At 49.6% G+C, this 26488-nt stretch carries 23 protein-coding genes; all 23 read left to right on the top strand.

Going from position 1 to position 26488, the window contains the following annotated elements; translation table 11 throughout:
* The first annotated feature begins 81 nt into the window (after nt 1–81).
* The 23 genes from WBJ53_RS08185 to WBJ53_RS08075 all read left to right on the top strand — a co-directional run bounded on the left by WBJ53_RS08185 (nt 82) and on the right by WBJ53_RS08075 (nt 26451).
* Nucleotides 82–957, top strand: a complete 876-nt coding sequence (locus WBJ53_RS08185) for an ester cyclase family protein (protein ID WP_338875583.1) — start codon at nt 82–84, stop codon at nt 955–957.
* A gap of 35 nt (nt 958–992) precedes the next feature.
* Complete coding sequence (locus tag WBJ53_RS08180; protein WP_338875582.1) at nt 993–1406, top strand: ester cyclase; 414 nt, start codon at nt 993–995, stop codon at nt 1404–1406.
* 31 nt (nt 1407–1437) lie between these two features.
* Nucleotides 1438–2220, top strand: coding sequence for a nuclear transport factor 2 family protein (locus WBJ53_RS08175; RefSeq protein ID WP_338875581.1), 783 nt, complete (start codon nt 1438–1440; stop codon nt 2218–2220).
* 62 nt (nt 2221–2282) lie between these two features.
* A complete protein-coding gene (locus tag WBJ53_RS08170; RefSeq protein ID WP_338875580.1) occupies nt 2283–2693 on the top strand; it encodes a hypothetical protein in 411 nt (136 codons plus the stop codon).
* 95 nt (nt 2694–2788) lie between these two features.
* Nucleotides 2789–3232, top strand: coding sequence for an ester cyclase (locus WBJ53_RS08165; protein ID WP_338875579.1), 444 nt, complete (start codon nt 2789–2791; stop codon nt 3230–3232).
* 68 nt (nt 3233–3300) lie between these two features.
* The gene (locus tag WBJ53_RS08160; RefSeq protein WP_338875578.1) at nt 3301–3738 is read left to right on the top strand and encodes an ester cyclase; all 438 of its coding nucleotides are present in this window, start codon (nt 3301–3303) and stop codon (nt 3736–3738) included.
* Nucleotides 3739–3792: 54 nt separating this feature from the next.
* Nucleotides 3793–4200, top strand: a complete 408-nt coding sequence (locus WBJ53_RS08155) for an ester cyclase (RefSeq protein WP_338875577.1) — start codon at nt 3793–3795, stop codon at nt 4198–4200.
* 93 nt (nt 4201–4293) lie between these two features.
* On the top strand, nt 4294–4905 hold the full coding sequence (locus WBJ53_RS08150; protein WP_338875576.1) for a hypothetical protein: 612 nt from the start codon (nt 4294–4296) through the stop codon (nt 4903–4905).
* A gap of 23 nt (nt 4906–4928) precedes the next feature.
* On the top strand, nt 4929–5321 hold the full coding sequence (locus tag WBJ53_RS08145) for a nuclear transport factor 2 family protein (RefSeq protein ID WP_338875575.1): 393 nt from the start codon (nt 4929–4931) through the stop codon (nt 5319–5321).
* A gap of 114 nt (nt 5322–5435) precedes the next feature.
* Nucleotides 5436–5861 carry a hypothetical protein gene (locus tag WBJ53_RS08140; protein ID WP_338875574.1) on the top strand — a complete coding sequence of 142 codons (426 nt, stop codon included), beginning with the start codon at nt 5436–5438 and terminating at the stop codon, nt 5859–5861.
* Nucleotides 5862–5975: 114 nt separating this feature from the next.
* Nucleotides 5976–6548, top strand: a complete 573-nt coding sequence (locus WBJ53_RS08135; protein ID WP_338875573.1) for a DJ-1/PfpI family protein — start codon at nt 5976–5978, stop codon at nt 6546–6548.
* A 102-nt stretch (nt 6549–6650) separates the two neighbouring features.
* Entirely contained in the window at nt 6651–7064 is a 414-nt protein-coding gene (locus WBJ53_RS08130) for a VOC family protein (protein WP_338875572.1), read from the top strand.
* Nucleotides 7065–7175: 111 nt separating this feature from the next.
* Nucleotides 7176–9074, top strand: a complete 1899-nt coding sequence (locus tag WBJ53_RS08125; protein WP_338875571.1) for an AGE family epimerase/isomerase — start codon at nt 7176–7178, stop codon at nt 9072–9074.
* Nucleotides 9075–9142: 68 nt separating this feature from the next.
* Nucleotides 9143–9481: an STAS domain-containing protein gene (locus WBJ53_RS08120; protein WP_338875570.1), complete on the top strand. Its 339-nt coding sequence runs from the start codon at nt 9143–9145 to the stop codon at nt 9479–9481.
* A gap of 2 nt (nt 9482–9483) precedes the next feature.
* Nucleotides 9484–11601: a glycogen debranching protein GlgX gene (gene glgX, locus WBJ53_RS08115; protein WP_338875569.1), complete on the top strand. Its 2118-nt coding sequence runs from the start codon at nt 9484–9486 to the stop codon at nt 11599–11601.
* 106 nt (nt 11602–11707) lie between these two features.
* Entirely contained in the window at nt 11708–12022 is a 315-nt protein-coding gene (locus WBJ53_RS08110; RefSeq protein ID WP_338875568.1) for an anti-sigma factor antagonist, read from the top strand.
* A 227-nt stretch (nt 12023–12249) separates the two neighbouring features.
* Entirely contained in the window at nt 12250–12675 is a 426-nt protein-coding gene (locus WBJ53_RS08105) for an ATP-binding protein (protein WP_338875567.1), read from the top strand.
* A gap of 33 nt (nt 12676–12708) precedes the next feature.
* The gene (locus WBJ53_RS08100) at nt 12709–15873 is read left to right on the top strand and encodes a hypothetical protein (RefSeq protein ID WP_338875566.1); all 3165 of its coding nucleotides are present in this window, start codon (nt 12709–12711) and stop codon (nt 15871–15873) included.
* Nucleotides 15874–15889: 16 nt separating this feature from the next.
* Entirely contained in the window at nt 15890–18544 is a 2655-nt protein-coding gene (locus tag WBJ53_RS08095; RefSeq protein WP_338875565.1) for a TonB-dependent receptor, read from the top strand.
* 94 nt (nt 18545–18638) lie between these two features.
* Nucleotides 18639–19172 carry a GNAT family N-acetyltransferase gene (locus tag WBJ53_RS08090; RefSeq protein WP_338875564.1) on the top strand — a complete coding sequence of 178 codons (534 nt, stop codon included), beginning with the start codon at nt 18639–18641 and terminating at the stop codon, nt 19170–19172.
* A 33-nt stretch (nt 19173–19205) separates the two neighbouring features.
* A complete protein-coding gene (locus WBJ53_RS08085; protein ID WP_338875563.1) occupies nt 19206–21761 on the top strand; it encodes a HEAT repeat domain-containing protein in 2556 nt (851 codons plus the stop codon).
* A gap of 48 nt (nt 21762–21809) precedes the next feature.
* Entirely contained in the window at nt 21810–25547 is a 3738-nt protein-coding gene (locus WBJ53_RS08080; protein WP_338875562.1) for an ATP-binding protein, read from the top strand.
* A gap of 37 nt (nt 25548–25584) precedes the next feature.
* On the top strand, nt 25585–26451 hold the full coding sequence (locus tag WBJ53_RS08075; RefSeq protein ID WP_338875561.1) for an ATP-binding protein: 867 nt from the start codon (nt 25585–25587) through the stop codon (nt 26449–26451).
* Nucleotides 26452–26488 lie beyond the last annotated feature (37 nt).

Here is a 26488-nt window from a genome sequence, read left to right as displayed (position 1 = left end):
GGTCAGAAAACCTCTGCTGAACACGATTAAGTAGTGTAAACCAAATACTGAAAAACCACTAATCAAACCCTACAACTCCCAATGGCACAAGGTAATCCAAACAAAGCTATAGCCCGGCGTTACTTCCACGAGATCATGAATCAGGCCAGTAAGGATACGGCCTACGAAATTCTGTCTGACGATTTTGTCTTTACGCTGCCAACTCATCCCGAGCCATTTCACGGTCCCGACGGCTTCCTGGGTCTTGTGCAAATGCTGCATGGTGCCTTCCCCGATTTTTATATCGATCCGCAGGATATGGTAGCCAATGGCGACTGGGTGGCAACACGCTGGGTAGGCGGTGGCACGCACACGGGCGGGCCGCTATTGACCGTAAAAGGCAACGTTGAAGCTACCGGTAACTACTTCCAGATCGACGGCATGACCTGGCATACCATCAAAGATGGCAAGATTGTGGAATCAATCGGGCACGAAGATACGCTCGGCCTGATGCTACAACTTGGCGTAATTCCGGCCGCCGAAGGAGCCAAAGCCGAAACAACAGCGGCCGAAAACGAAGCCCTGGTAGCGAAATATTTCGGGGATATTATGAGCGAAGGAAAACTGGACGTGGTCGAAGAAATTCTCGATCCGCAGTTTGCCTTTATCATCCCAACCCAACCCGAACCAATTGTTGGCTACGACGCTTTCAAAGGGTTTGTCGGCTACCTGCGCAATGCCTTCCCCGACATCAAGTTTACCGTATTGCGGCAAATGGCCGAAAACAATAAAGTAGCCAGCCGCTGGCAAATTGAGGGCACGCACAACGGTGAGTTCCTGGGTGCTCCGCCAACCGGCAACCACATCAAAGATTTCGGTATCGACATTTTCACGATTCGCCACGGCAAAATCGTTTCGGTCCACGTCAACGAAAACGACTTCGGACTCATGCAGCAACTGGGTGTTATTCCAGCCTAATCGAATTCAATTGGTTCTCTCAACGACCTAAAGCCATGTCTACCGAAGCCAACAAAGCCGTTGTTACCCGGTATTGGGAAGACTTCTGGAACAAAAAGCAGGGTGATCTGATCAACGAAATCACGGCTGCCGATCTGAAGCTTCATTTTCCGCCGGGGCAGGCTCATCAGCCACCTTCACTGAAGAAATGGTTCGAAACGGCCCAGTCGGCATTCCCCGATGTGCATTTCACCATGCACGATCTGATTGCGGAAGGCGACAAAGTAGTCTGCCGGTGGTCGTATGAAGCAACAAATACGGGGGGCTTTCTGGGCAATGACGCCACTAACCGAAAAGTTACGGATCAGGGTATCAATATGTTTCGTATCGAAAACGGGAAGATAGCCGAACTATGGATGTCGGGCGATAGCCTGGGTTTATTGCATCAGCTCGGCGTTATTCCCGGATAATCAATCGCAAACCAAGAAGCCTACATCTCCCATGCAACCAGCCAATCAACCCCTTGCAACGAGTCCGTCCGAAGCTCTGCAGGCCACCCAGATGGCGTATCTGCAACGGGGCGACATCGACGGTATGATCGCGGCCTGTTATACAAACGATGCCCGAATGCATGGCTTTATGTTTCGAGCCCAGGGACATGCCGCCATTAAGGAACTGGTGCTTTTGTATCTGGAACGACTTGGCTCATTGGGCGATCGGACGATGGATAAATACGAGCTGGGCGACAACTATATCTGGCTCGAAATGACCATCCAGAATCCGCAGGGCGATCCGATCAAAACCTACGAAGTGAAGTTTCTGCGCAACGGCAAGGTTTACCTTCAGTTGTTCGGGCTTCGTCAGGGAACGCTTTGGCAACCCGGCGATTTTGCAGGTTTTACGGCACCAGACACAACCGAAGCCCGTATGTTTCATGAGCGCTACCTCGACTTCCACAGCCGGGGCGATGCCGATGGACTGGCCGATGATTTTTTTTCGGACGATATACGGTTGATTACGGCTCGGGTCGATGTGAGCGGGCGCGAAGCGGTTCGGCAAATGTTTCATGATTTGTTCGCCAAAGAATCGGGGTTTACACCTCTTTCGGTCGAAAATATCACCAGCGATTCAGATTATGTATGGTTTGAAGCAACGGTTACGAGTTCGCTGGGCAAACGGCGCGTCTACGACATTATGCTGGTTGGTGATGGCAGGGTTCACTTACAATTGGTGGGGCAACTTATGGGAATTCTTCCTACAGAAGCAGCTTTTGGCAGTGAATAAGTCAGAAGAAAAGTCATTCAACGACTAATGGTGCGCTAAACCACAATGAATTCAAGGCCAATATGAATCCTTTTGTCTTTGTCCTATTGTTCGCCACAACCCTAACCGCCTATGCGTATCAGGGTACCACCAGAGCAGATAGCACCAGCGCTCTGCCGACTCCGTCGGTTAAAGCACATGCCCATTACGATGGCATTGTTTCGCTATCTACTAATGGGAAGTATACCTTTTTCTGTTTAGGTGGTCCGTCGGTAGGCATTAGTGAGGGACAGTGGCGCATTGCCATTAATTTCTATCCCTCGCTCCGAATTGGCCGACCGGAAGGTGGCACATCGACCCTGGTTGTACCATCGTTGGGCGCTGGTTTTTATGTGGGCTATAAACGAGCGATACTCATCATCCCCTTCCACTACATAACCGAAGAGCGACGATGGATAATGACAGCTGGATTAGGCTGGCGAATTACGAAGTAGTCACCGGTCATTTGTTATTAACTATTTACCAATGACCAGCAACCAATTACCAATTACTTAATTAAAACCAAATAACCCTTTTAAACACACAAGCTATGGCACTCACGCCCGAAGAAAATAACGCGATATGCATCGAGTTTTTCGACACAGCCTGGAATACTGGCGTCGTTCGCGAAGATTTACTATCGTCTGATGCGGTCGACCATTCTTTAGTCGGTGGAAAGACCAAAACCGAACCGGGTTCGGGCAGCTTCAAGCAAATTATCGGTATGTTCCGCCATGCCATGCCCGACATCCACCTGACCATTCTGGACCAGATTTTTGCTGGCGACAAGGTCGTTCACCGCTGGAGCCTGACGGGCACCGACACGGGCGGTGTAATGGGAATGCCCCCCAGCGGCAAATCGCTAACGTTTATGGGTACAACCATTGCCCGTATGCAGGATGGAAAAATTGCCGAACGCTGGGCCAATGTCGATGAACTTGGTCTGTTGCAGCAACTGGGCGTTGTGCCTCCTCCTCCCGGTGCTGGCGAATAATGCGATCATTTTTTGACTGGTATAAAAGCTAGCCAGGCATCTATCAATCTTAAAACAAACCTGTCGGAATGACTCGTATTGAAGAGAATACTAAAACAATACGCGAGTTCATGGAACTCGTCTGGTCGAAGGGAGATATTGACGTAGCCGAACGAATTGTTGATCCGGGCTTTCAGTTTGTTCTGGCATTTGCTCATTTAGATGGGCGGGATGCCTTTCTGGGGCTTGTTCAGCGGAACCGGAGTATTTTCGAAAACCTGACCTATTCCGTTGCTCCCGACGACATCGTTGCTGAAGAACTGAAAGGAGCTGCTTTCTGGCAAATGGACTCCAAACATATTGGTACGTGGCGCAATGTGCCAGCCAGCAACAAACAGGTTTCCATCCAGGGTATGACGTTCTTCCGTTTCAACGAAGACGGTAAGATTATCGAAGCACGAGTTCAGAACGATGTCATGAGCCTGATGAGTCAGATCGGCGGTATCAAAAAACTCTACGACTTCTAAACCATGTACGCTTGAGTACTACTCAATTTTCCATTCAATAAATACCAAATCATTATGTCTGTCGAAGAAAACAAAGAACTCGTTCGGGGGTATGTTAAGGCGATTCTGGTCGAACGCGACTTCAGCAAGTTCAGTCACTTTACGGCACCTGGTTTCTACATCGACCGTTCGGCGGTTCCGGAAGCAATCAAAGGTGAAAATGCGCTGCATAACCAGATGGACATGCTCTATGGTGCTTTCCCCGATCTGGATCTGCAAATTGTTGATATGGTAGCCGAGGGCGACAAAGTGGTTGTTCGTTTTGCCGCGCCAGGTACGCATACAAACACGTTTGCCGGTATTCCCGGAACAGGCCGGAAAGCAACCTGGAAAGGGCTGGTTATGTACCATGTTGTCGACGACAAAATTGTTGAAGCCTGGGCTAACTGGGACGACTGGGGCCTGATTGAGCAGCTTCGCTAAGCTTACTACATTACGTCACCTTCCTCTAATTTAACAGAAATGGAAACTAGCACCTTATCAAAGGTCCTGATACGGTTACCGAATCTAATCACCATGTTTTTTTCGTTAACGTTGGTTACGGGGTTTCGTTTGCTCAACGACCGATTCCACTGGAATACCGCTCCAACGTTTGATATTACCAACTGGAACGATGTGCTGGTGTTAGTTTCGTTTCTAACTACGCTGCTTTTCATTGTTACGGCCTGGCTAGGCTTTAGCGTGCTGATTGAGCGGGTGCCTTATCAAGGCTCATTCAATCGGTTCTTTTTCGATACGGCCCGCTTCTCGGCCATATTCCCGCTCCTGATGTGGTCGTTTCTGGCCGAATCACCCCAGCACTTCCAGCTTTTCGTATGGGGACTGGCCACCTGGCATTTTGCCATGGCTCTCTGGTACGTATGGCCAATGCTGTTGGGCAAATCGCACCGAACGGGCCATTCGATCGACCTCAATAGCCACATCGTTATCAGTGTGGTCTACTTTGGCTTAGGGCTTGCCTATTACTTGCTGATCGCTAAAAAATGGGAAACTGCCCCCAACAATACCTTACGAATCGCACTCGTGCTGATAACGATGGTGGCCATTGCCATCTGGTCAATTGATCGGTTATTGAACTTACAGAAACGGCTTGTACAGGAAGCTGCACCCAAAGAACTAACGACTTAAATCTTCCTCTTTTTTCGTTCGTCATGACAAACGTACCCGATACTCCACTGGGAAAAATGTACCGTGAGCACATCCAGCTTATTCTCGACAAAAACATCGAGGCTCTGCTGGATCAGTACACCGACGATGCGCTCCTGATTAGTAGTTTCATGAAGAAGCCCATCATCTATAAAGGCCGCGATCAGATCAGAGAGCACATGCAGGGCATTCTGGGAATCGACGGTTTGGAAACCGACATCGTATTCTGGGGTGAAACCGACGATCCGCAGACATTGATGATTACCGAACAAATTACGATGACAACCAAAGATGGGGAAGCCAATATGCGCTTTGCCGATAGCTGGGTACTGCGCGATGGCAAAATTGCCATCCACTTTGCCGGTATGGTTCAACACCCCGACGGGTCGCTGGCCTAATTCGGTTTACGGTTTATGGTTGCGTTGCTACAGAAAGGTGTATGCTACTATGCAGAGCAACCGTAAACCGAAAACAGTAAACCATCAACCCAACACTCATAACCCAAACACTCAATGCTGACTCAAGAATCTATCCAGAAGTTTGTTGCCGATTGGTATTACAAATTAGATGTTCACGTGCCAATGGTTGAAATACTGCCCCTGCTGGCCGACGATGAGCTGGAATGCGTATTCCCAGAGGTAACGGTTTATGGCTATGCTGGCTTCGAAAGCTGGTACCAGCGCGTAATCCGTACGTTCTTCGATGAGGTACACACCGTTACCAAAGCCGACGCCACCATCGACGGCGACACGGCAACCGTTTCGGTTGTTGTTCACTGGGAAGCCAGCGTCTGGACAGCCCCTGAAGCGACCAGCAAGCGCATCGACGCCGATGCCTATCAGACCTGGAGCCTGAAAGCAGGCCCATCGGGCGAGCCCATCCTGACTAAGTATGTCGTTGATGATTTCGTTCCCCGCGAAGGGTCAGCATCTCTATAATGGGTTTATGGTTTTTAGTTTATGGTTTATCCACGAGAGGAGGTACGTGTTGCAGCGCAACTATAAACTAAAAACCATAAACCAATCACCACAGACCATAAACCAAACGAGCACATGAAACTGATCGGCAAAAAAATCGGGGTACTTTTCGAGAGCGACTACTTCGAAAACGAAATCTTTTACTACAAGTATCGCTTCCCCGAGGAAGGTGCTGATCTGCACTTCCTGACGCGGTTATGGGGGCAGGAACGAATCACCTTCCACGGTCACGAATACAAGGTGCCGATGGATTGCTGGGAGAGTTTCGAGAACATGAGCGACGAAGAGCTACGGAGCTATTCGGCCATTATTGTGCCTTCGGGCATGGTTTCCGACCGGCTTCGGTATACAGAAGATGTTACGAAGATTCCACCCGCTACCGAATTTCTGAAGCGTGTTTTCGCCGAAAAGTCGGTTCTGAAAGGAATCATTTGCCATGGGCTATGGCTAACAGCTCCAGCTCCTGAACTGGTGGCGGGTCGGCCGCTCGTTTGCCATAATAACCTCATTGGCGATGCCAAAGCTTATGGTGCCATCTACACAAACGAAGATGTTGTTGTCGATGGCGATCTGGTTACAGGCCGTTCGGGAGGGCATGCCCATCTGTTTGCGAAAAAAATTATCGAACTGTTATCCACGCCAGATTAACTGTTGAACAAAATGGGTCAAATGATACTGTGTTGAATCCTTTGCCCACCATTCCTGCAACTGCCTAACTCAACCACCAACGCATTTGTAAACAGAGTAGTTATGATTTTTTCGCACATCGCACTGTCCTGCACCGACCCCATCGCTACCGAGAAATTCTATAGCGATCATTTCGGTTTCCGGCGGGCTCGGGTCATACCCTTAGGCGACGATAACCAGATCGTATTTCTAAAAAACGATCAGCCTGTTTATCTGGAACTGTTCCGGGCCGATGCCGAAAAACCGGGATTACCGGCGGCTACCAACGATGGCCCCCACTATTCGGGTATCCGGCATCTGGCTTTTCAGGTCGATGATATTGAGGCAACCATACAGGCTATGGGTTCGGCTGCCGACATTACCCTCGGCCCACTCGATTTCAGCGATTTCATTCCAGGCTGGAAAACCGTCTGGATCAAAGATCTCGATGGCAATATCGTCGAGATTAGCCAGGGCTATACCGACGAAGTAGCATAAGGGTGTATGGTTTACGGTTGCTCCACCTGTGAGCATACTTCCTTCTTATGCAGCACAACCGTAAACCAGAAACCGAAAACTGAAAACTAACCAAACCCCAATCAAGCATTTATGGCAACCGATATTACAAACGTGGCTCCTGGTGCCGATGGCCTAACCTCTGCGACACGAACCGCTAATATGCGGATCGACTTTACGTTTACAGATACGATCTCGGGCTATGTAGTCGAATTTATTCCGTCTGAGAAAGCATTTATTCTCCAAACATCCGATGGTCGTCAGTTTAAACTTTACCTGATCACCTCCACCTACGCCCGGTCGGTACGAAATCTAAACGAGCCCTATCAGGATGCAACAGGAATGATGTTCGAACTGCTTTCGCAGAAAGGGCAGTATGTTCATGCCTATGGCACATTTTATCCGGGACTCGACAACGAAGAGCCCGTATTTGAGGTGCAATGGATGATTTTTCCGGGTCAGAAACCCTTACAATACCGCCACGAAAGTCAGGACTGGTGGATTCATCAGATCAGTTCCATTGCATCCAGCTATCTGAAATGGCAATTCAACTATCCCGAAGAATCCATCGACTATAGCAAGTATCGGACGATGCTACACCTGGCCGGTGCTAAAAAAGGCGATTACCTCCAGGAAACCGATACCATTTCGCGGATGGTTTACGGGTTTGCTTCGGCCTATATGCTGACCGGTAACGATGCGTTTCTGGAAGGAGCCGAAAAAGGTACTGAATACCTCCGCGAACACATGCGCTTCTTCGATCAGGATGCCGATCTCATCTACTGGTACCATGGCGTGAAAGTAGACGGTGCGAAAGAAACCAAACTGCTCACGTCTGAATTCGGCGACGATTTCTACTCGATTCCGATGTATGAGCAGATTTATGCGCTGGCGGGTCCAACCCAGACCTACCGCATCACTGGCGACAAGCGGATCATGTTCGACATCGAAAAAACCATCGATCTCTTCGAAACCTACTACAAAGACACCGAAAAAGAAGGCTATTTCTCGCACATCGATCCCATTGGTCTCGATCCGCGCGATGAATCGCTGGCCCACAACCGCGCCCGTAAAAACTGGAACTCAGTTGGCGACCACGCCCCAGCCTACCTCATCAATCTGTATCTGGCTACGGGTGAGAAAAAATACGCCGACTTCCTGGAATATACGTTCGACACGATCACCAAATATTTCCCGGACTACGAAAACAGCCCGTTTGTTCAGGAGAAATTCATGGAAGACTGGAGTAAGGATCAGACTTGGGGCTGGCAACAAAACCGGGCCGTGGTTGGGCATAACCTTAAAATAGCCTGGAACCTGATGCGGATGCAATCACTCCGGCCGAAACAGGAATACCTCGATTTTGCCAAAAAGATCGCTGAATTGATGCCAAAAGCGGGATCTGACCAACAGCGGGGTGGCTGGTACGATGTGGTTGAACGGGTTGTTAGCCCAAGCACCAAACGGCATCAGTTTGTTTGGCACGACCGCAAAGCCTGGTGGCAGCAGGAACAGGCCATTCTGGCCTATATGATTCTGCATGGTCTGCTGGACGATAAAGAATACGAGAAACAGGCCCGCGAAGCCGCTTCGTTCTACAACGCCTTCTTCCTCGATACCGACGACGGTGGCGTATACTTCAACGTGTTCTCAAACGGTATGCCCTATCTGATGGGAACCGAACGCTTCAAAGGTAGCCACTCGATGAGTGCTTACCACAGCACGGAGCTTTGCTACCTGTCGACGGTTTATGTTAACCTGCTGATTACGAAGCAGCCAACATACTTCTACTTTAAGCCATACCCCGATTCGTTCAAAGATGGAATCCTGCACGTATCGCCGGACATTCTGCCTCAGGGTAGCGTATACATCAGCGAATGCTACATCAACGACGAACCCTACCAGGATTTCGACGCGCAGGGACTGACCGTTAAACTGCCCGACTCCGGTGAGCAGGTACGGGTGAAAGTATTACTCACTCCGGTTCAATAGGACTTGTTGCTGGTTGCTCCAATCAACCAGCAACGCCTAAACTTCAACTTTTCAAACTTTATACAGGCATGAATGTAACGTCCAGCACGGTTGATGACATCACCGTTATAGAAGCAACCGGCAGCATCGACAGCAAAACTGCACCCGAGTTTGAACGAAATGCCATCGCTGCCATTCAGGGTAAAAGCGCAGCCATTATCAACCTGTCCAATGTCGATTTTCTGTCGAGTGCGGGCTTGCGGGTACTGCTGATGATTTATCGGCAGATAAAAGCGCAGAATGGCAAAGTCGTACTGGTAGGCACCTCGGAAGAGATTCTGGATATTATGGCAAACACGGGTTTCCTGTCGTTTTTCATTACGGCCGAAACCCTGGAAGAAGGCATAAAAACCCTTAAAGCAGCGTAATTATGCTCGATAATCGGATCGATTATTACCCGACTCACGAACACCAGGGCATTAAGTTCAGGCGTGGTCATACGTTGCCGTTCGGTGCCACAATGGTAGCCAACGGAGTTAATTTCAGCATTTTCTCCAGTGCTGCTACCAATTGCACACTCGTACTTTTTGAACGGGGGGCCGACGAGCCTTTTGTCGAAATTCCGTTTCCCGACGAGTTTCGCATTGGCAATGTCTACAGCATGATTGTTTTTGAACTCGACTACGAACGGCTGGAGTATGGCTACCGAATGGATGGGCCCTACAATCCAACGGCCGGACATCGGTTCAACAAATCAATTATTCTGAGCGATCCCTACGCGAAAGTGATCGGTGGACGCGATACGTGGCTGGCAAAACCAAACTGGGACAACATCTACCCCTATCGTTCCCGCCTGGCGTTCGAAGACTTCGACTGGGAACACGATCACCCGCTCGAAACACCGATCGAAGATCTGGTCATCTACGAAATGCACGTTCGTGGGTTTACGCAACACCCAACGTCAAAGGTCAAAAATCCGGGAACATTCAGTGGGCTGCGGGCCAAAATTCCGTATCTGAAAGAACTGGGAATAAACTGTGTTGAGCTACTACCGATCTACGAATTTGATGAGTGGGAAAACAGCCGCGAAAGTCCAACAACGGGCGAAGTGCTGCTCAACTACTGGGGCTATAGTACCGTAAACTTTTTCTCACCCAAGGCAGGCTATGCCGCTACCGGAAAATTTGGTATGCAGGTCGACGAGCTGAAAACGCTCATTAAAGACCTGCACAAAAATGGCATTGAAGTCATGCTCGATGTGGTATTTAACCACACTGCCGAGGGCGACCACCGGGGACCTACCATTTCGTTCCGGGGTATCGACAACAAGACGTATTACATGCTTACGCCCGAAGGCTATTATTTTAACTTTTCGGGAACAGGCAATACGCTCAACTGTAATAACCCTGTGGTTCGAAACATGGTACTCGACTGCCTGCGTTACTGGGCGTCGGAATACCATATCGACGGATTCCGCTTCGATCTGGCAGCCATTCTCGGACGCGCTCAGGATGGTAGCCCACTGAGCAACCCACCCCTGCTGGAATCGCTGGCCTCCGACCCCATTCTGGCCAAATGTAAACTTGTTGCCGAAGCCTGGGATGCGGGTGGTCTTTATCAGGTAGGATCGTTCCCGGCCTACGGACGCTGGGCCGAGTGGAATGGCAAATACCGCGATAGTGTGCGTAAATTCCTGAAAAGCGATCCGGGCGAAGTTGGAGGCATGATTCAGCGGGTTATGGGCTCGCCCGACCTCTATCATCAGCGTGGACCAACGGCCAGCATCAATTTCATTACCTGCCACGACGGTTTTTCGCTCTACGACCTGTTTGCCTATAATGAGAAACACAACGAGGCAAATGGCGAAAACAACAACGACGGCGCCAATGATAACAACTCCTGGAACTGCGGCTGGGAAGGCGAAACCGACGACCCGGCCATCAATTTCCTGCGCCACAAACAGATCAAGAATTCGCTCGCTATCCTGCTGGTGAGTCAGGGCGTTCCGATGCTGCTCATGGGCGACGAAGTTGGTCGGACACAGAAAGGCAACAACAATACCTACTGCCAGGACAATGACCTGAACTGGTTTAACTGGGATCAGGTAGAGGCTAATGCCGATCTGTACAATTTTGCCCGAAACATGATTCATTTTCGGCGTTCGCACCCAGTTCTGCGTAGCCCAACGCATTTTCAGTATTGGGATTACAAAGGCAGTGGCTACCCCGACATTAGTTTCCACGGCGTAAAAGCCTGGAACTGCGACCGGTCGCAATACAGTCGATCATTTGCGTTTCTGCTCTGTGGCGACCATGCCAAGCAGGGTATTGTGAAAGACGACATGATTTATGTTGCCATGAATATGTTCTGGGGTGGGCTTCATTTCGAGTTACCAGCCCTGCCACCCGAGAAAAAGTGGTATCTGTTTGCCAATACGGACATGCCTGCTTCGGCCGACATCTACGAAAATGGCAAAGAAGCACTACTGGCAAATCAGTCCGACTTTTTGGTTGGCGCCCGAAGTGTTGTAATCCTGATTGGAAAATAAGCGCACAAGGATGAGTTATAAATGATTATAGTCCTATCGTTTTTTCTCTATCATTCATAACTCATCATTTATCATTCTTTTTTCACCCTCAAAACCAAGCATTATTATGAGTTTTCAAATACTGGCCGAAGCAAAAAAAATCGCCAAAATCACGCTGGTAGGCGAAATCGATTCGCTGTCGGCACGGGAGTTTCAGAAAGAGATTGAAAAAATGGCGGCCGAATCGCCCGATGAACTCGTTCTTTTCGTAGAAAATCTCTCGTTCATTTCATCGGCGGGGTTGCGCGTACTCATTTTCGCCAAACAGAAAATGGGTACCAATCTGGCTATTTTCATCGTGAAGCCCCAGGAAGCCGTTCTCGATACGCTGGATAAAACCGGCCTGCTACACAGCGTCAATATCGTGGATCAGTACCTCTAGGGCCGAACCGCTCGAGTTCGGCCCGGTGGGAACGTATTCGCCTGACTGTGGCACGGTTAAAGGTGGGTACTGATCGGAAATAGTTGTCGGTTTACAGGGGGCTTCGTTTGTTCGGGTCCCGGCTTTTGCGAAGCCCTGTAAACTGACAACTTCCCCTAAGCCATAGTTCAGCGAATTATTTCCCACTACCCCAATCCGGGTTTGCAAACCATTTCAACCCCATACTGATGGAACGTAAAACGTTTCCGGGTACGCTCGATTCACTCGCAGGTATCCGGCAGGTGGTCAAAGATGCATCTCTGCAGGCAGGCTTGTCAAAAAAAGCCGCTTACAATCTCATGCTGGCCATTGATGAGATTGCCACCAACATAATTGTACATGGCTATGAGGAGACAGGTACCGAAGGCCCCGTTGATGTGCTGGTTGAACATACCGACGATACCCTTCGTGTCATTCTGGAAGATGAAGCCGTTCCTTTCGACCCTCTCAAGCGTGAACTCCCCAACGAGGACTTCTTCGCCAAACCGCTCGAAGAACGACCAATCGGCGGCATGGGTATTCACCTGACGGTCAATGCTGTAGACGAGTTCAACTATGAGTTTATCAATAACCGGAACCGGAACATTTTTATCGTAAAAACGAGCAATGCGTGAGTAGGCAGGTTGTGGTGAGTACAGGAATACGACATGATTGAAGTTTATAATAAAGTCGCCTATACCAATCCCTTTCCGGGGCTAAGGAGCTTCGAACGCGAAGACTCCTACCTCTTCTTTGGGCGCGACAATCAGATTCGTGACCTGAAAGAAAAACTTACCTATTCACGTTTTTTAGCCATCGTGGGTTCGTCGGGCAGTGGTAAATCATCCCTCGTAAAAGCAGGACTGATCCCTCACCTGGTCGATAGTGGCTTAGCTTCATCGCGAAATCGGTGGCAGATTGTTTTCTTCAATCCAGAAGCTACGCCCATCCATAATTTCGCCCGGGCGCTCTACCAGACCTTCAGTGAAACCAATCGTCAGTTTGCTACAAGTTTCACTCCCGAAGCCATAGAGTCGCTATTACGATCGGACCCTAATGCCATTGTCGACTGGTATCGGGATACCAACCTGATGATCGTTATTGATCAGTTTGAGGAGTTATTCCGGTATCAGCAGACAGAAATAAATCGGGTTGAAGTTACCAGTTTCATTAACCTGATTCTGGATGCCAGTAGCCGACAGGACTATGAGGCCTATGTGGTGCTGACCATGCGCTCCGATTATCTCGATGATTGTACAGACTACGAAGGGCTAACCGAAGCCATAAATCATGGCTATTATCTGTTACCCAAAATGAATAAGGATGAGATTCGGCAGGCCATCACCACCCCTATTCATGTGATGGGGGCATCCATTTCGGATGCCCTCATAACCCGTATCCTGCGCGACATTGGCGACAAAGCCGACCAGCTTCCCATTCTGCAACATGCCCTGATGCGCACCTGGAACCACTGGCAGCTTAACCGAACAGCCAGCAACCTGATCGATATAGCCAACTACGAAGCCATCGGAACCATGCAAAAGGCGATAACCTTACATGCCGAGGAGGTATATGCCGATCTGGCCGATGAGAAAAGTCAGCGCGCTGTCGAAAAATTATTCAAAGCCCTCATTGTGTTGGGCGAAGGCGATGCGGGCGTCATTCGCCCTGCTTCGGTCGAAAGCCTTACGGCCATAACAGGCGTGGCTCACTATCTGCTGATTGATGTGCTGAATCGGTTTCGCGAGCCAGGAGTCGCTTTTCTGACTCCTATCGTAACCGTTCATGCCGACCCCGATCTGATTATCGACATTTCGCACGAGCGAATCATGAATCTCTGGGACCGGCTGCAAACCTGGGTAAAAGAAGAAACCGAGTCGGCAAAATTTTACAAACAGGTTAGCAGTTCGGCTATGCTCTACCATGAAGGCAAAACGGGGCTTTGGGCAAATCCTGAATTGCAGATCGGGTTGAAGTGGCTGGCCGAAAACCGGCCAACACAGGCATGGGCCAATCGGTATGACCCTTACCTGGAGCGAGCCGTCAATTTTCTGGAGTATAGCCGCGACCAATTCGATTTCGATACCAGAAATAAAGAACAACGGCAAAAAAATGAACTCCGCCGGGCTCGTTTTTTTGCCATCTTTCTGGGAATAGGTGCCCTGATTTCGCTCCTGTTTCTGATTGTCTCAGCCGTTCTGCGCACTCAGGCCAAACAAAGTGAAGAGGAAGCGCTGGCCGAAAAAAAAATTGCCCTGTTTGAGCGAAACCGGGCCGAAGAACAGACTCGCGAAGCCGTTACGCAAAAGAAAATAGCCGAACAGCAGGAAATTATTGCCGAACAACAACGACGGCTAACGGAAGAACAACGGGTTATTGCCGTACGTGAGCAGCAAACCGCCGACGAAAAACGGAAGGAAGCCGAAGCCGCCCGAAGCATAGCCGTTGAGGAACAGAAACGGGCTAATGTAGCGCGTCAGGAAGCGGAAAAACAACGCCAGCAGGCACAACTGGCCCAGCAATATGCCGAACTTCAGAAAGGGCGGGCTCAGGAATCTCAAAAAGAAGCAGAATCGCAGCGAACCCGAGCCGTTTCGGCTCAAAAATTTGCCGAACAGCAACGGGGTAAGGCCATTGCCCGGTCGGTAGCCATTCAGTCGTACCAGATGTCGGAAACCAATCAGAACGATTTACCGGCATTGCTCGCGCTGGAAGCCTATAACCTGAATGTGAAAAACGGAGGCCAGACCGACAATCCCGACATTTTCAATGCGCTGGCCAAAGCTGCCGATACCCGAACTGTTCTGCGAAAACATACCGACATTGTGCGCACAGTGGCTATTCAGCCCGGTAGCAACGATCAGGTTATTGCTTCTGGCAGCGACGACGGCACCGTGAAACTATGGGACTATACTCATCCGGCTCAACCGCTACGGTCGTTTAACACCCCCGGCAAAAACTCCGATGGTATTCGCGCTGTAGCCTTTGGGAAAGACGGTAAAATCTTATATGGTGCCAGCGAAAAAGGGATTATTTATCGCTGGGAAACCAGTCAGGCAACTGGAAAACCAACGGCCGTTAAAGCAAACTCGGGACCCATTCAGGCATTACTGTTTTCAGATGATTTCAGCCAGTTGATTGCGGTTGGCTCAAATGGGCACATCAGCCTCTGGAATCCTGGCACCAATCGGCTCGATTCACTCAGGAGTGTGTATACAGGATTGCCAATCTACTGCGCCCGTATGCCCCCCGATGGCAAACAACTGGTTTGCGGCTCGAACAACAGCCGTATCGTGCGTTTCGATCTGACTGACCTGAAAAAGCCCCCGGTTGTTATCAATCGTCGGGAGTTTGGCAATCGCATCACGGCGCTGGCTTTCAGTCCTGACGGCAAACAACTCATTACGGGAAATGCGGGTGGGCAGATCTATGCCTGGACCATTTCGAACAACACCCTTTCGGAGTTTGGCAGTCTGCTTTCGGGGCGTCATACCTCAACCGTTAACGACATTGCCTTCTCGCCAAACGGAAAATTCCTGGCGTCCTGTAGCGCCGACTGGTCGATGCACATCTGGGACTATAGCAATTTATCGCAGCAGCAACAGCCGATTGTTATCAACGACTTCGACTCCTGGGTAATGAGCATTCGGTTTACGAGCGACAACAAACGACTGATTGCCAGCAGCGCCGACAAAACCATCCGCGTTCGGAACGTTAACACGGCTGATTTATATGCCGAATTAACCCGAAAAGTAAAACGCAACCTAACCGCCGAAGAGTGGGATAAATACATCGGAAAAGATATTCCATACGAAAACGTAAAACCCGAATAACGGCTATACCAGCATCATGAAAACGGCTTACCTCATATCGCTATTAGCTACGCTGCTGCTTGCAGGACTGACCGGTCCATTGGCGGTAGCGCAGGATAATTGCGACGAACTGGTGGCTATTCCTGAAGCCGAAAAACGCTACACGACCGGGAATTTCGATGATGTTTTTTCCCTGTTATTACCCTGTGCCGACAAAGGCTTTTCGGAAAATGCCCGTGTGCAGGCCTACAAAATTCTGTCGATGACCTATCTGGCTATCGACTCTCTTCAGCAGAGTGCCCGCGCCATCAATCAGCTCTTGGCAATAAACCCTCGGTTCGAACCCGACTTTCTGGCATCTCCGCGCTACAAAGCACTGTTTCAGCAGGTTCGCGATTCGCAGGAGCAGGTTACTCAGGTTACGTCGGTATCGAAAAAGGCCGAAAATATTCTGTACGTCCCCGCTACGGTGATGGTACTGACCAGCAAAGATTTTGCCCAGCGGGGCTACCAGAGTCTGGAGCAGGTGCTGCACGATTTACCGGGTTTCGACATGATTAAAGGGAACGGCCCCGGCTATTCGTATTTTTATCAGCGCGGCTACCGGTCTATTTCCAACGACCGAACGCTGATGCTCATTGATGGGGTTGAAGAAAACGACCTCGCATCGAGCAATATCCCCCTGTCGCGCCAGTATGCGCTGTCCGACATCGACCGCATCGAGGTCATTTACGGTCCAGCTTCCACATTGTATGGGGCCAACGCCTTTGTTGGTGTGATCAATATTATCACCAAAAGCTTCCGAAACCTACCGGGTCCTGGTCGTCAGATCGCCTTCAATGGCCAGGCGCGGGCAGGCTCGCTCAATACGCAGTACTTCGACGGTGTTCTTACGGCAAAAACCGCCGATGTAGCCCTATCGCTGACAACAAGGGTTTTCAAATCCAATGAAATGGATCTTTCACGGTATCCGGAGTGGGATTTTAGCGCCCGCACTGCCGACGACTATACGGGTTTGTTAACCATTTCGGGCACCGATGCCAGCGGAAATTACCTGGCTCAGCAATACGTCAACAAAACCAACCTGCTCAATCGCTACCCAAACAGCAGTCTGTTTTCAACGGCCTATGCCCCCAACGGCATGGTTAGCGCGCTCACACTGACGCCACAGGGAGCCCAGCAGGCCGCTACGCTCGACAACCATCTGTTCGGAAATACGCTGAATGGCAACCCGGTTCGCTTCAACGATTCGTCGCTCGACTGGCTAATTCGGGCAAAACTGGAGTTCAAAGAGTTGACCATTTCGGTTCTGAACTGGAGAACCGACGAAGGAGCAACGCCCTGGTATACCAATCGCTCAACACTCTCGTCGTCGGGCAATCCGCGCTGGGTTACCGAAGACCGGGCCTTTTCGATTACCTATAACAAATACGTCAGCGATAAATTTCAGCTATTGAACATTACCTCTTACCTGCTTCATGAGATCAATGGCAAAACCAGCCTTGTGACCTACAACGGGTATTATAATGGCAAGCTGGGCCTGCTCGAACTGGCCAAAGATTCGATCCCCAAAGCAACCACTACCTACCAGTACCGAATTTCGAATCAACTTCGGAATGAACTTCGGCTTTTCTGGACACCTGTCCCGAATGTAGAAGTCAACAGTGGCATTGAGTTTCGGAGTGGCCTCATTCAGGGCAATTACATTACCTCGAACAAACCCCTTCCCGACGAAACCGGTGCCATTGCCACATCCTCAGGCAACGTAGCGGGCGGCAATAACTTTAAAACCCTCGATCTTGGTATCTATTCGCAGGTAACGTATCGGCCCTATAAAGACCTCCGGCTGGTGGGTGGTGCCCGGATCGATCATAATCAGATCCGCACAAACGGTGGCTACGGTACCGTAGCCAATCCCCGGCTGGCGGTGGTCTATAACCGGGGTAAATACGTCTTCAAAGCCATTTATGCTACGGCGTTTAAAGATGCTTCGTTTCTACAGAAATATGCTACTACGGCCACCCGAACCCTGACGAATCCAACACTTTTGCCCGAGCGGGTACGCAACCTCGACCTGAGTCTGTATTATCAGATAACCAAAAAACTATCGATGAATGTGGTGGGGTATACGGCCCACTACAGCAATGCCGTTGGAACGGCCGTTGTACAGCTCGAAACCGGGGGTACCACCCAACAGTTTCAGCCCATTGGCAGCCGCCGTATCTGGGGCCTCCAGGGCGAAGGAGCGTATAAAAGTGACCGGCTGAATCTCTGGTGGAATTTCACCTACACCAACCCTATTGATCCAGATGGCAACCTGCGCGTGAGCGACATTGCCAACTACATGATCAATGCAGGAGGCAACTACCAGGTCTTGCCCAAACTGAGTCTCTATCTGTCGGGCAACTACGTTAGTCAGCGGTTGTCGGGGGCTGGCACGTCGGGCAGCAATAATCCGATCCGGCGGTTCGATCCGTATCTGATTCTGAATGCTAACCTGACTTATCATAACCTGCTGAACGGGTTATCGGTACAACTCTCAGCCAACAATCTGCTCGATAAAGAATACTTCGTTCCGGGCATCCGCGAAGCCGATAATACAACCTACGCATCGCGGTTTCCGCAGGATCGGCGGTTTTTGTCAGTAGGTCTTTTCTATACCCTAAAACCATCTGAAAATCAGCGACTATAACAACCCGACAATTAAAACCAACGGTCTGTTTATCGCTTAAAAATATAGTATACAAATGGAAATAGCAGAGCTTTTGATTCCGACAAAACCGCGAATGAGCACTAATCAATACTGTCTTACGAAGGTATCGTTTCCTGATTTCATTCATGAGATCGGTGCGCTCCGTATTCGGGCGTGGCGAAGTGAACCCGGTATCGATCCCGTATTTTTCGCCAGAAACACCTGGATCGAAACCCAGGATCAACTGGCGCATCATTGGATCATACGGGATAAGAACCAGATTGTAGCCGCAGCCCGTCTGAGTATTCATGAAGCCCTGGAAACGGTTCCCTACGCAGCCTTACTGCCTGCCGAGTATGATAAGCGCTATGAAGGAAAACGGATTGCCTCGATCAATCGACTGGTAGTTGATCCCGACTACCGGGGCAGAGGGTTTGCCCGAATGCTCGATCAGGCCCGTCTCGACCTGGCGATCAATGAAAATATAGATATTCTATTGGCCCAACCGCAACTGAGCCGATTAACGACACTGTCGAAACTGGGTTTTTCGTATGTCTGTGAACTACCCAGCACCCCCGAAATGCCCGAACGCCCTTTATTTTTTATGGAACTTAGGCTTACTGATTGAATAAACTACTGCTTTCAACAATTCAATACGTTGATGAATAAACGGAAAACGGCATATAAATTATTCAACATGCAGCAGGGCGAAGGCAAAACCGTGCTGCTGTTTGTCGCCTACTCTCTATTTATGGGAGTAGCGGTTGCTGTTTTCTATACCTGTACGACATCACTATTTCTGACCAATTTCAACCGTACACAATTGCCACTGGCATTTATTGCGGGTGGGCTCCTGGTTTATGGGCTGGGGTTACTGGTGCGACAACTACACCACCGACTAACGTTTGTGCGGATGAATGGCTATCTGCTAACGTTCCTGCTGGTTTCGGTGAGTTGCCTGCTGCTGGTGCCAGACCGGGAACACAACAAATGGCTATACTTCGTTCTGTTTCTCTGGAACCGCGTCTTTGTTTTTGTCAATGGACTTACGTTCTGGGCAACAGCCGCCCGCATTTTTAATTTCCAGCAGGCAAAGCGGCTGTTTAGCTTCATCAGCATGGGCGATGTTATTTCGTCGGTTCTGAGTTATTTTTCGGTGCCTATTCTCCTCAGTTTCATCCCGACAGAGCAATTACTGCTCATTTCGCTGTTCTCGCTACTGATCTGTGCGGGCCTAATGATTGTTATCAACAAACGTTTCCACGAGCAACTGAACATAGCGCGCAAACCACAACCCGCTTCAGATTATCAGCAGCCGCAGGAAACCCTTGAAAAGAACAGCCAGCTCTATTACCAACTGCTGTATTTTCTGGCTTTCATGTCGGTGTTTGCGCTCGCCTATGTCGAGTTTATGTTTACGGTGGAGGTGAAGGAAGTATTTCCCAACAAAGAGATTCTGGCTAGTTTTCTGGGCATCTTTTTCGGCATCTGCTCTATTATTGAAGCCGTTATCAGGGCGTTTCTCTATAATCGGCTAATCAGTGCCTATTCCATTCGGGTTGGCGTTGTTATGCTCCCTCTGTGCCTGTTATTCAGTTATATGCTAACGGCCATTTATGGAACCATTTTTGGTCCTACATCTTTGTTCATCGCCTTTATAGCCCTGAGTCGTTTTTTCATGAGCTCGGTGCGCCGATCCATAAGCGAACCGGTTTATCAGGTGCTTTTCCAGCCAATTCCGGCCGCCGAACGCTCTCTGGTACAAAGCAAAGTTGAAGGGGGACCAAAAGCATTGGGCAACATTATGCCAGGAGTCTTGCTGCTGGGGCTCAACAGTCTTAGTTTCATCACAATGGTTCACCTGAGCTACATATTTCTGGTGATCCTTATTTTCTGGGCCATAGCTGCTTTCCGAATACAGACCGAATACCGAAAAATGTTGCGCAATGTTGTGCTTCGCTCATCGGTTTATCTTCGAAAAATAACCAATGTGTCGACCTCAGCTCAAACCGACGCACTACCCAACTTACCGCAGGCGTCTAATAGCTCATTCGACGAAATGGTTCGGCTGGCCAGCTCCGCCAATGCCGAAAATCGAGCGCGGGCAGCGTTGGAACTTGGCCATTCGGGACGTTACTATGCCTATATACAGTTGCAGACATTGCTGGACGATTCGCATCCGGCCGTCCGGAAAGCAGCCATTATAGCAGCCGGCAATTTACGTAAGCCCGAACTATGGCCACGTCTGTTCGAACACCTGGCTATCGACCGATACCACGATACTGCCAGGTCGGCCTTACTGACCATTGGCGAACCCGTCGTTCCGGCACTCGTTCGCTTTTTCAATGAAGCCGACGAGCAGTCGAGTGCGGCACAGATTCGAATTATTGAGCTAATTAATGAGATTGGAGGCCATGCGGCCCTGCGTTTTCTGCGGACGCGAATCAACCATCCGGTTCAGAGCGTCCGGGATAAGGTTTTCGAAGGACTCCATCGCATGAACCACCGCGCCACCGTTACGGAACGACCGCATCTGCTTCGGGAACTCGACGACCAGGTGGCTTTGCTGGTGTGGCTGGCCGCAACCCGGCTGGATATGAACAGCTATCCAAAACAGTCGCCCATCATCCGAGCCTTACGGAACGAAAAACAGCTCGTTGTGCCTAAAATTTTCAACCTGCTGGGCGTACTCTGTGGCGACGACCGATTCGATGTTATTGGCGAACTGATTACTCAGAAAAGCGATGAAGTTAAAGGGTATCTGGTCGAACTCCTGAGCAATCTGTTACCTGCCGAAGTAAAAAATACGGTATTGCCTTTGTTTTCTGATGTACCACTACCCGAAAAACTACGGCTGTGTTCGATCAATTATCCGCAGCAGCGGCTATCGATCGAAGAACGGCTTCACGACATTATCAATAAAGATTTCAATAAACTCACGCCCTGGGTTAAGGCCGTAGCCATTCGGGAACTACTGAACTGGCACGAAACCGATCCAACGCCGATACTGGTGGCAAACGCAGCCTCGTCCGATAAATTGATTGCCGAGACATCGTTTTATGTACTGCGTATACTGAATCCCAGTCGCTTTGCCGAATTGCACCGCATGTTGCTCTTACAGCCCGACTCGGCTCAGTGTGCCATTGCCGATTATGTAGCTAACGAAATGACCGAAGCCGATTTGCTGGTTTTACAAAACGACACAGTGTGTTTATAACCAACAAAACCAATTGTACTAAATACGAGTAACCCGAATTCTTAAACGATGAAAACTTTTCTGTCGATACTGACCTGGAGTATGCTGCTGATCTGCCTTATCGGCACTGTGCACGCTTATGGCCAGATCGGCAGCGAAAAAATTGGCAATGGTATGCCGCCAATCCGGGTGTATTTACCCGATCAGTACGATGGTCATAGCCAGAACTTCGCCATCACGCAGGACCATCGTGGTGTTCTGTACATCGGCAATTTTGCGGGCGTCATTGAATACGACGGCCTGACCTGGCGCACCATTCCAACCGAAAACACGACCAAAGTATCGGCTCTGCTGACAGCATCAACCGGGCGCATCTACGTTGGTGCCAATGGCGAGTTTGGCTACCTGCGTCCCGACAGTACGGGCAAACTTGGTTTCTCCAGCTTAAGTCAGCGCGTTTCAAATCGATTCAATGAGATCATCTCCATCCTGGAAACAAAAGATGGTCTTTACTTCGTATCAAGAAACATCCTGTTCTTCTGGAACGGCAAAAAACTCACCGAATGGCATACCCCGCACGACATTGTGTCGGCCTCTCGGATCGGCCAATCCATTTATGTATTTCAACGGCAAAAAGGACTAAGTCAGGTTAAACAGGGCCGCTTTGTTCCGGTTCAGCAGCAAGGTAGTGTGCCAACCCTCTACGACATGCCTGTCATATTACCCCTGAGTTCGAACAGATCATTACTGATTACCAGTAACCAGGGATTATTTCAGTTGGCAAACAACACGGTTGAACCTTTCGCCAGCTCGGCCAATACGTATCTGGCCACCAATCAGGCAACGAGCGGAGCCATTCTGAACGACCACACAATTGCGATTGGAACCGTGCGCGGGGGCATTGTCCGGCTCAGCACCGAAGGGCAACTGGATCAGATTATTCCGGCAGCGGGCGGCCTAAACGATCAGCTTATTAACGCCATGTTTGCCGACCGCGAGGGCAACCTGTGGCTGGCGCTCAACAATGGCATTGCCGAGCTTGAAATTCCGTCGCCAATCACGCTCTTTTCGGAAGCAACCCGACTCACGGGCGAAGTAATGGATATTCGCCGGGTAAATGGCACTATTTATATGGCCACCATCAATGGCCTGTTCAAAATTGAGAATTCAATCGTTCGGCCGGTCGATCAGTTGAACATTAGTTGTTTTTCGATTGCAGAAGCAAAAGGGTCATTATTCGTTGCCACCAGCAAAGGGCTTTATCGGTTAACAAACGGACAAGCCACCGCCCTCACCCGAACGTATACCCTCTCGCTGGCAGCCTCCAAAACATACCCCGATCGGCTTTATGCTGGCACCGAAAGTGGTTTCGATATTATCGTTTTATCTGGCCAACAGGCAACCATACATCCCGTTCCGGCGCTGAACGAGCGTATTTTTGGTGTCGTCGAAGATCAGTCGGGCAATGTCTGGCTCGAAACACTGCGGGCTGGTCTTTACAAATTTTCGGCTGCCACCAACGAGCTAAAGCAATATACAACCATTCAGGGGTTGCCAACGCTGCTCTACAATCGAGTCGCAACCACGTCGCAGGGGCTATTGGTCTATAATGAAAAAGGCATTTATCGGCTCGATCCTCAACTCGACCGGTTCTCGCTCTATAATCCATTTCATACCCAGGCGCCAGGATCGGCTTTCTGGAAAAACGAATTGCTGGAAGATGAACATGGCGACTTATGGACAATAGAGGGCGACAAAAAACGAGTTACGCTCTTCAAAAAACGAGCCCAGCGGTTTATTCCGATCACGATGCCATTTCTACCCATTTCGACCTCGCCCATCAATGTGATTTATCCCGACGAGCAGGGGCTGGTTTGGTTTGGCGGACGCGACGGCATCGTTCGCTACAACGCCAACGTACACAAAAGTTACGCAGTACCTTACCAAACGCTGATCCGCCAGATACAGACAACGGGCGAGAAAACGCTCTTCGACGGTTATACTCGCGCTGATACTGCCAATACCCTCGACACAACACTGGCCTATAAAACCAATGACATCAGTTTTGAATTTTCGGCGGCTGTTTACCCCGTTACCAATGCACTGACCTTTCAGTATATACTCGAAAATTACGATAAAACCTGGTCGGACTGGACCACCGAGAACAAAAAGGAATATACCAACCTGCCACCCGGCACCTATCGGTTTCGGGTAAAAGCCCGGAATATTTATGACCTCCCCAGCCGCGAAGCTACCTACCGTTTCCGGGTGCTTCCGCCGTGGTATGCCCGCTGGTGGTTCATTAGTTTTGCGTTGGTCGTGATCGGCCTACTGGGTTACTGGCTGGTTCGCTGGCGACTCAATGCGCTGGTTCGGGAAAAACAAGAACTGGAAACGCTGATTAAAGAACGAACAGAAGAAGTTGTTTTTCAGAAAGTTGAGCTCGAAAAACAGTCGGAAGAGTTGGCCGTTAAAAACGATCAGCTCGAAAAAATTGATCTGATCGTTAAGTCGATCAATGCTGAAATAGATTCAGAAAATCTATTTCAAACCATCCTTTCTAAATTTTCGGTGATCCGAAATATGGAAACCGCCAGTTTTCTGGTATACGATAAACCAAGCAACTCGTTCCGGTTTCAGGCCCTGCGAAGTAGTCGCGACATTTCGCACGTCGAATCGGTACAACTTACGCTGGAAGAGGTCGAGAGTCGGCTATTGCTGGGGGCAACCGAAGATTATGAAGACATTTACCGAAAAGACAATGTTCGTTTCGAACCGTTGAACAGCCCCATCGACGATTTGCCTCAGCCCCGGTCGCTGATCACCATTGTCATCAAAAACGAAGGGCGAATTGAAGGCTTCATTACGCTCGAAAACACCACCCGTACCCATGCCTTCGACCAGCGAGATCTGACCATGATCCGAAATCTGAAAGAGCACCTGATTGCCGCTTTCATTAAAACCCGGCTGCTCGAAGATCTGGAAAACACATTGAACGACCTGAAAAATACGCAGGACGAACTGATTCGGCAGGAAAAACTGGCCTCCGTTGGCCAGCTCACCAAAGGCATTGTCGACCGAATCCTGAATCCACTCAATTACGTTAATAACTTCTCTCAGTTGTCCGACGGGCTGATCGATGACCTGCTCGACATTCTGGAGCAACAGAAAGATGTTTTACCTGCCGATGCGCTGGATGATTTGCTGGACGAAACGGGTGTGCTGAAATCGAATCTCATAAAAATTCAGGAGCATAGCAACAGCACAACCCGTATTCTGAAAGATATGCAGCGACTACTAAAGGAGAAATCGCGCGATTTTCTGGAAACGGATCTTAACAGTTTTCTGGAAAGCAAAGCGCGTAGCGCCATCCAGGAAAGCAAAGCCCACTACAAAGATTTTGTGGTCGATCTGCAACTAAATCTGGAAAACAAGCCCATAAAAATCAGGCTGCTTCCGTATGAGTTTGGGCAGGTTGTGCAAAATATGGTTAGCAACTCATACTACGCGCTGCACGAAAAAAGCAAATCGAATCAGGCGTTTAAACCAGCAATCCATATAGCAACCCAAACCGAAGCAGGTCAGGTTCACATACGGTTTCACGACAATGGAAAAGGTATTCCCAGCCGTGAAGTCGAAAAAATATTCAGTCCATTTTTCACCACCAAACCAACCTCCGAAGGGTCGGGACTTGGGCTTTTCATGGTTAAAGACATTATTGAAATCCATAAAGGAAAAATAGAAATTAACTCAAAAGAAGGTGAGTTCACCGAAATTCTGATAACACTCCCAACCCTGTTCGATTAGTTCAATTCCCTGTTCTCAACCACTTAACACTTGCAGTATGGAAGCGCCAAAACAAGAAGCAGACTCTAGCCATCTGACTGATCCCTCCCCAACATCCGCGGTTGAGTTGGAGACGCTACGCGAACGAGTAGCGGAGCTGGACCGACTTGCCTCTATTGGTCAGCTAACGGCCGGCATCTTACACGAGATCAAGAACCCGCTCAACTTCATTACGAATTATGCGCACCTATCGGTCGATTTAATCGAAGAACTGGAGGGCATTGCCGCAAAGTTAGAAGGGCATCCAGAATACGACGACCTGATCGATGTGCTTGACATGCTCAAGGGCAACATTGTTCGGATTCGCGAAAATGGAGCGCGGGCCGAACGGGTTATTCAGGGAATGCTCGCCCAAACCCGATCAGACTCGGTTCTGTTTGAGCCAACCGATCTGAATACGCTGCTCGAAGAGTTTTCGAAGCTTGCCTATCAGGGTATGCGGGCGGGCGACAAAGAATTTGTGGTATCGCTCGTTTTTCAGCTAGACCCCAGCATTGGGAAAATCTCGCTGGCACCATTCGAATTCAACCGGGTTATTCTGAACCTGGTACTTAATGCCTGCTATGCTGTAAACGAACGGCGCAAAAAGCAGCAGGATAGCTATAAGCCAACCATTACAATTATGTCGCAAAAACTTGACGACCGTGTCGAAATCAAAATCCGTGACAACGGAGACGGTATTCCCGACGAGGTCAAAACCAAACTTTTTACACCTTTTTTCACGACTAAGCCTGTAGGTAAAGGAACCGGGCTTGGGCTATCGCTCAGCCGAACCATTGTCGACGAATTGCACAAAGGCTCGTTGAGTGTTGTCTCAGAAACCGGAAATTTTACTGAATTCACGATTAGTCTGCCACTGAACTAAAGGCAGCAAACCCAAGAACTCTTTAACTCCCAAAACA

The organism is Spirosoma sp. SC4-14 (assembly GCF_037201965.1).
Lineage (GTDB): Bacteria > Bacteroidota > Bacteroidia > Cytophagales > Spirosomataceae > Spirosoma.
The sequence above is the reverse complement of the archived record's forward strand: the minus strand, read 5'-3'. Positions and strand labels throughout refer to the sequence as shown.

What these genes read in the sequence shown, in the direction of transcription:
- WBJ53_RS08185 (WP_338875583.1), top strand. Translation starts at nt 82, where the DNA reads ATGGCACAAGGTAATCCAAACAAAGCTATAGCCCGGCGTTACTTCCAC.
- WBJ53_RS08180 (WP_338875582.1), top strand. Translation starts at nt 993, where the DNA reads ATGTCTACCGAAGCCAACAAAGCCGTTGTTACCCGGTATTGGGAAGAC.
- WBJ53_RS08175 (WP_338875581.1), top strand. Translation starts at nt 1,438, where the DNA reads ATGCAACCAGCCAATCAACCCCTTGCAACGAGTCCGTCCGAAGCTCTG.
- WBJ53_RS08170 (WP_338875580.1), top strand. Translation starts at nt 2,283, where the DNA reads ATGAATCCTTTTGTCTTTGTCCTATTGTTCGCCACAACCCTAACCGCC.
- WBJ53_RS08165 (WP_338875579.1), top strand. Translation starts at nt 2,789, where the DNA reads ATGGCACTCACGCCCGAAGAAAATAACGCGATATGCATCGAGTTTTTC.
- WBJ53_RS08160 (WP_338875578.1), top strand. Translation starts at nt 3,301, where the DNA reads ATGACTCGTATTGAAGAGAATACTAAAACAATACGCGAGTTCATGGAA.
- WBJ53_RS08155 (WP_338875577.1), top strand. Translation starts at nt 3,793, where the DNA reads ATGTCTGTCGAAGAAAACAAAGAACTCGTTCGGGGGTATGTTAAGGCG.
- WBJ53_RS08150 (WP_338875576.1), top strand. Translation starts at nt 4,294, where the DNA reads ATGTTTTTTTCGTTAACGTTGGTTACGGGGTTTCGTTTGCTCAACGAC.
- WBJ53_RS08145 (WP_338875575.1), top strand. Translation starts at nt 4,929, where the DNA reads ATGACAAACGTACCCGATACTCCACTGGGAAAAATGTACCGTGAGCAC.
- WBJ53_RS08140 (WP_338875574.1), top strand. Translation starts at nt 5,436, where the DNA reads ATGCTGACTCAAGAATCTATCCAGAAGTTTGTTGCCGATTGGTATTAC.
- WBJ53_RS08135 (WP_338875573.1), top strand. Translation starts at nt 5,976, where the DNA reads ATGAAACTGATCGGCAAAAAAATCGGGGTACTTTTCGAGAGCGACTAC.
- WBJ53_RS08130 (WP_338875572.1), top strand. Translation starts at nt 6,651, where the DNA reads ATGATTTTTTCGCACATCGCACTGTCCTGCACCGACCCCATCGCTACC.
- WBJ53_RS08125 (WP_338875571.1), top strand. Translation starts at nt 7,176, where the DNA reads ATGGCAACCGATATTACAAACGTGGCTCCTGGTGCCGATGGCCTAACC.
- WBJ53_RS08120 (WP_338875570.1), top strand. Translation starts at nt 9,143, where the DNA reads ATGAATGTAACGTCCAGCACGGTTGATGACATCACCGTTATAGAAGCA.
- glgX (WP_338875569.1), top strand. Translation starts at nt 9,484, where the DNA reads ATGCTCGATAATCGGATCGATTATTACCCGACTCACGAACACCAGGGC.
- WBJ53_RS08110 (WP_338875568.1), top strand. Translation starts at nt 11,708, where the DNA reads ATGAGTTTTCAAATACTGGCCGAAGCAAAAAAAATCGCCAAAATCACG.
- WBJ53_RS08105 (WP_338875567.1), top strand. Translation starts at nt 12,250, where the DNA reads ATGGAACGTAAAACGTTTCCGGGTACGCTCGATTCACTCGCAGGTATC.
- WBJ53_RS08100 (WP_338875566.1), top strand. Translation starts at nt 12,709, where the DNA reads ATGATTGAAGTTTATAATAAAGTCGCCTATACCAATCCCTTTCCGGGG.
- WBJ53_RS08095 (WP_338875565.1), top strand. Translation starts at nt 15,890, where the DNA reads ATGAAAACGGCTTACCTCATATCGCTATTAGCTACGCTGCTGCTTGCA.
- WBJ53_RS08090 (WP_338875564.1), top strand. Translation starts at nt 18,639, where the DNA reads ATGAGCACTAATCAATACTGTCTTACGAAGGTATCGTTTCCTGATTTC.
- WBJ53_RS08085 (WP_338875563.1), top strand. Translation starts at nt 19,206, where the DNA reads ATGAATAAACGGAAAACGGCATATAAATTATTCAACATGCAGCAGGGC.
- WBJ53_RS08080 (WP_338875562.1), top strand. Translation starts at nt 21,810, where the DNA reads ATGAAAACTTTTCTGTCGATACTGACCTGGAGTATGCTGCTGATCTGC.
- WBJ53_RS08075 (WP_338875561.1), top strand. Translation starts at nt 25,585, where the DNA reads ATGGAAGCGCCAAAACAAGAAGCAGACTCTAGCCATCTGACTGATCCC.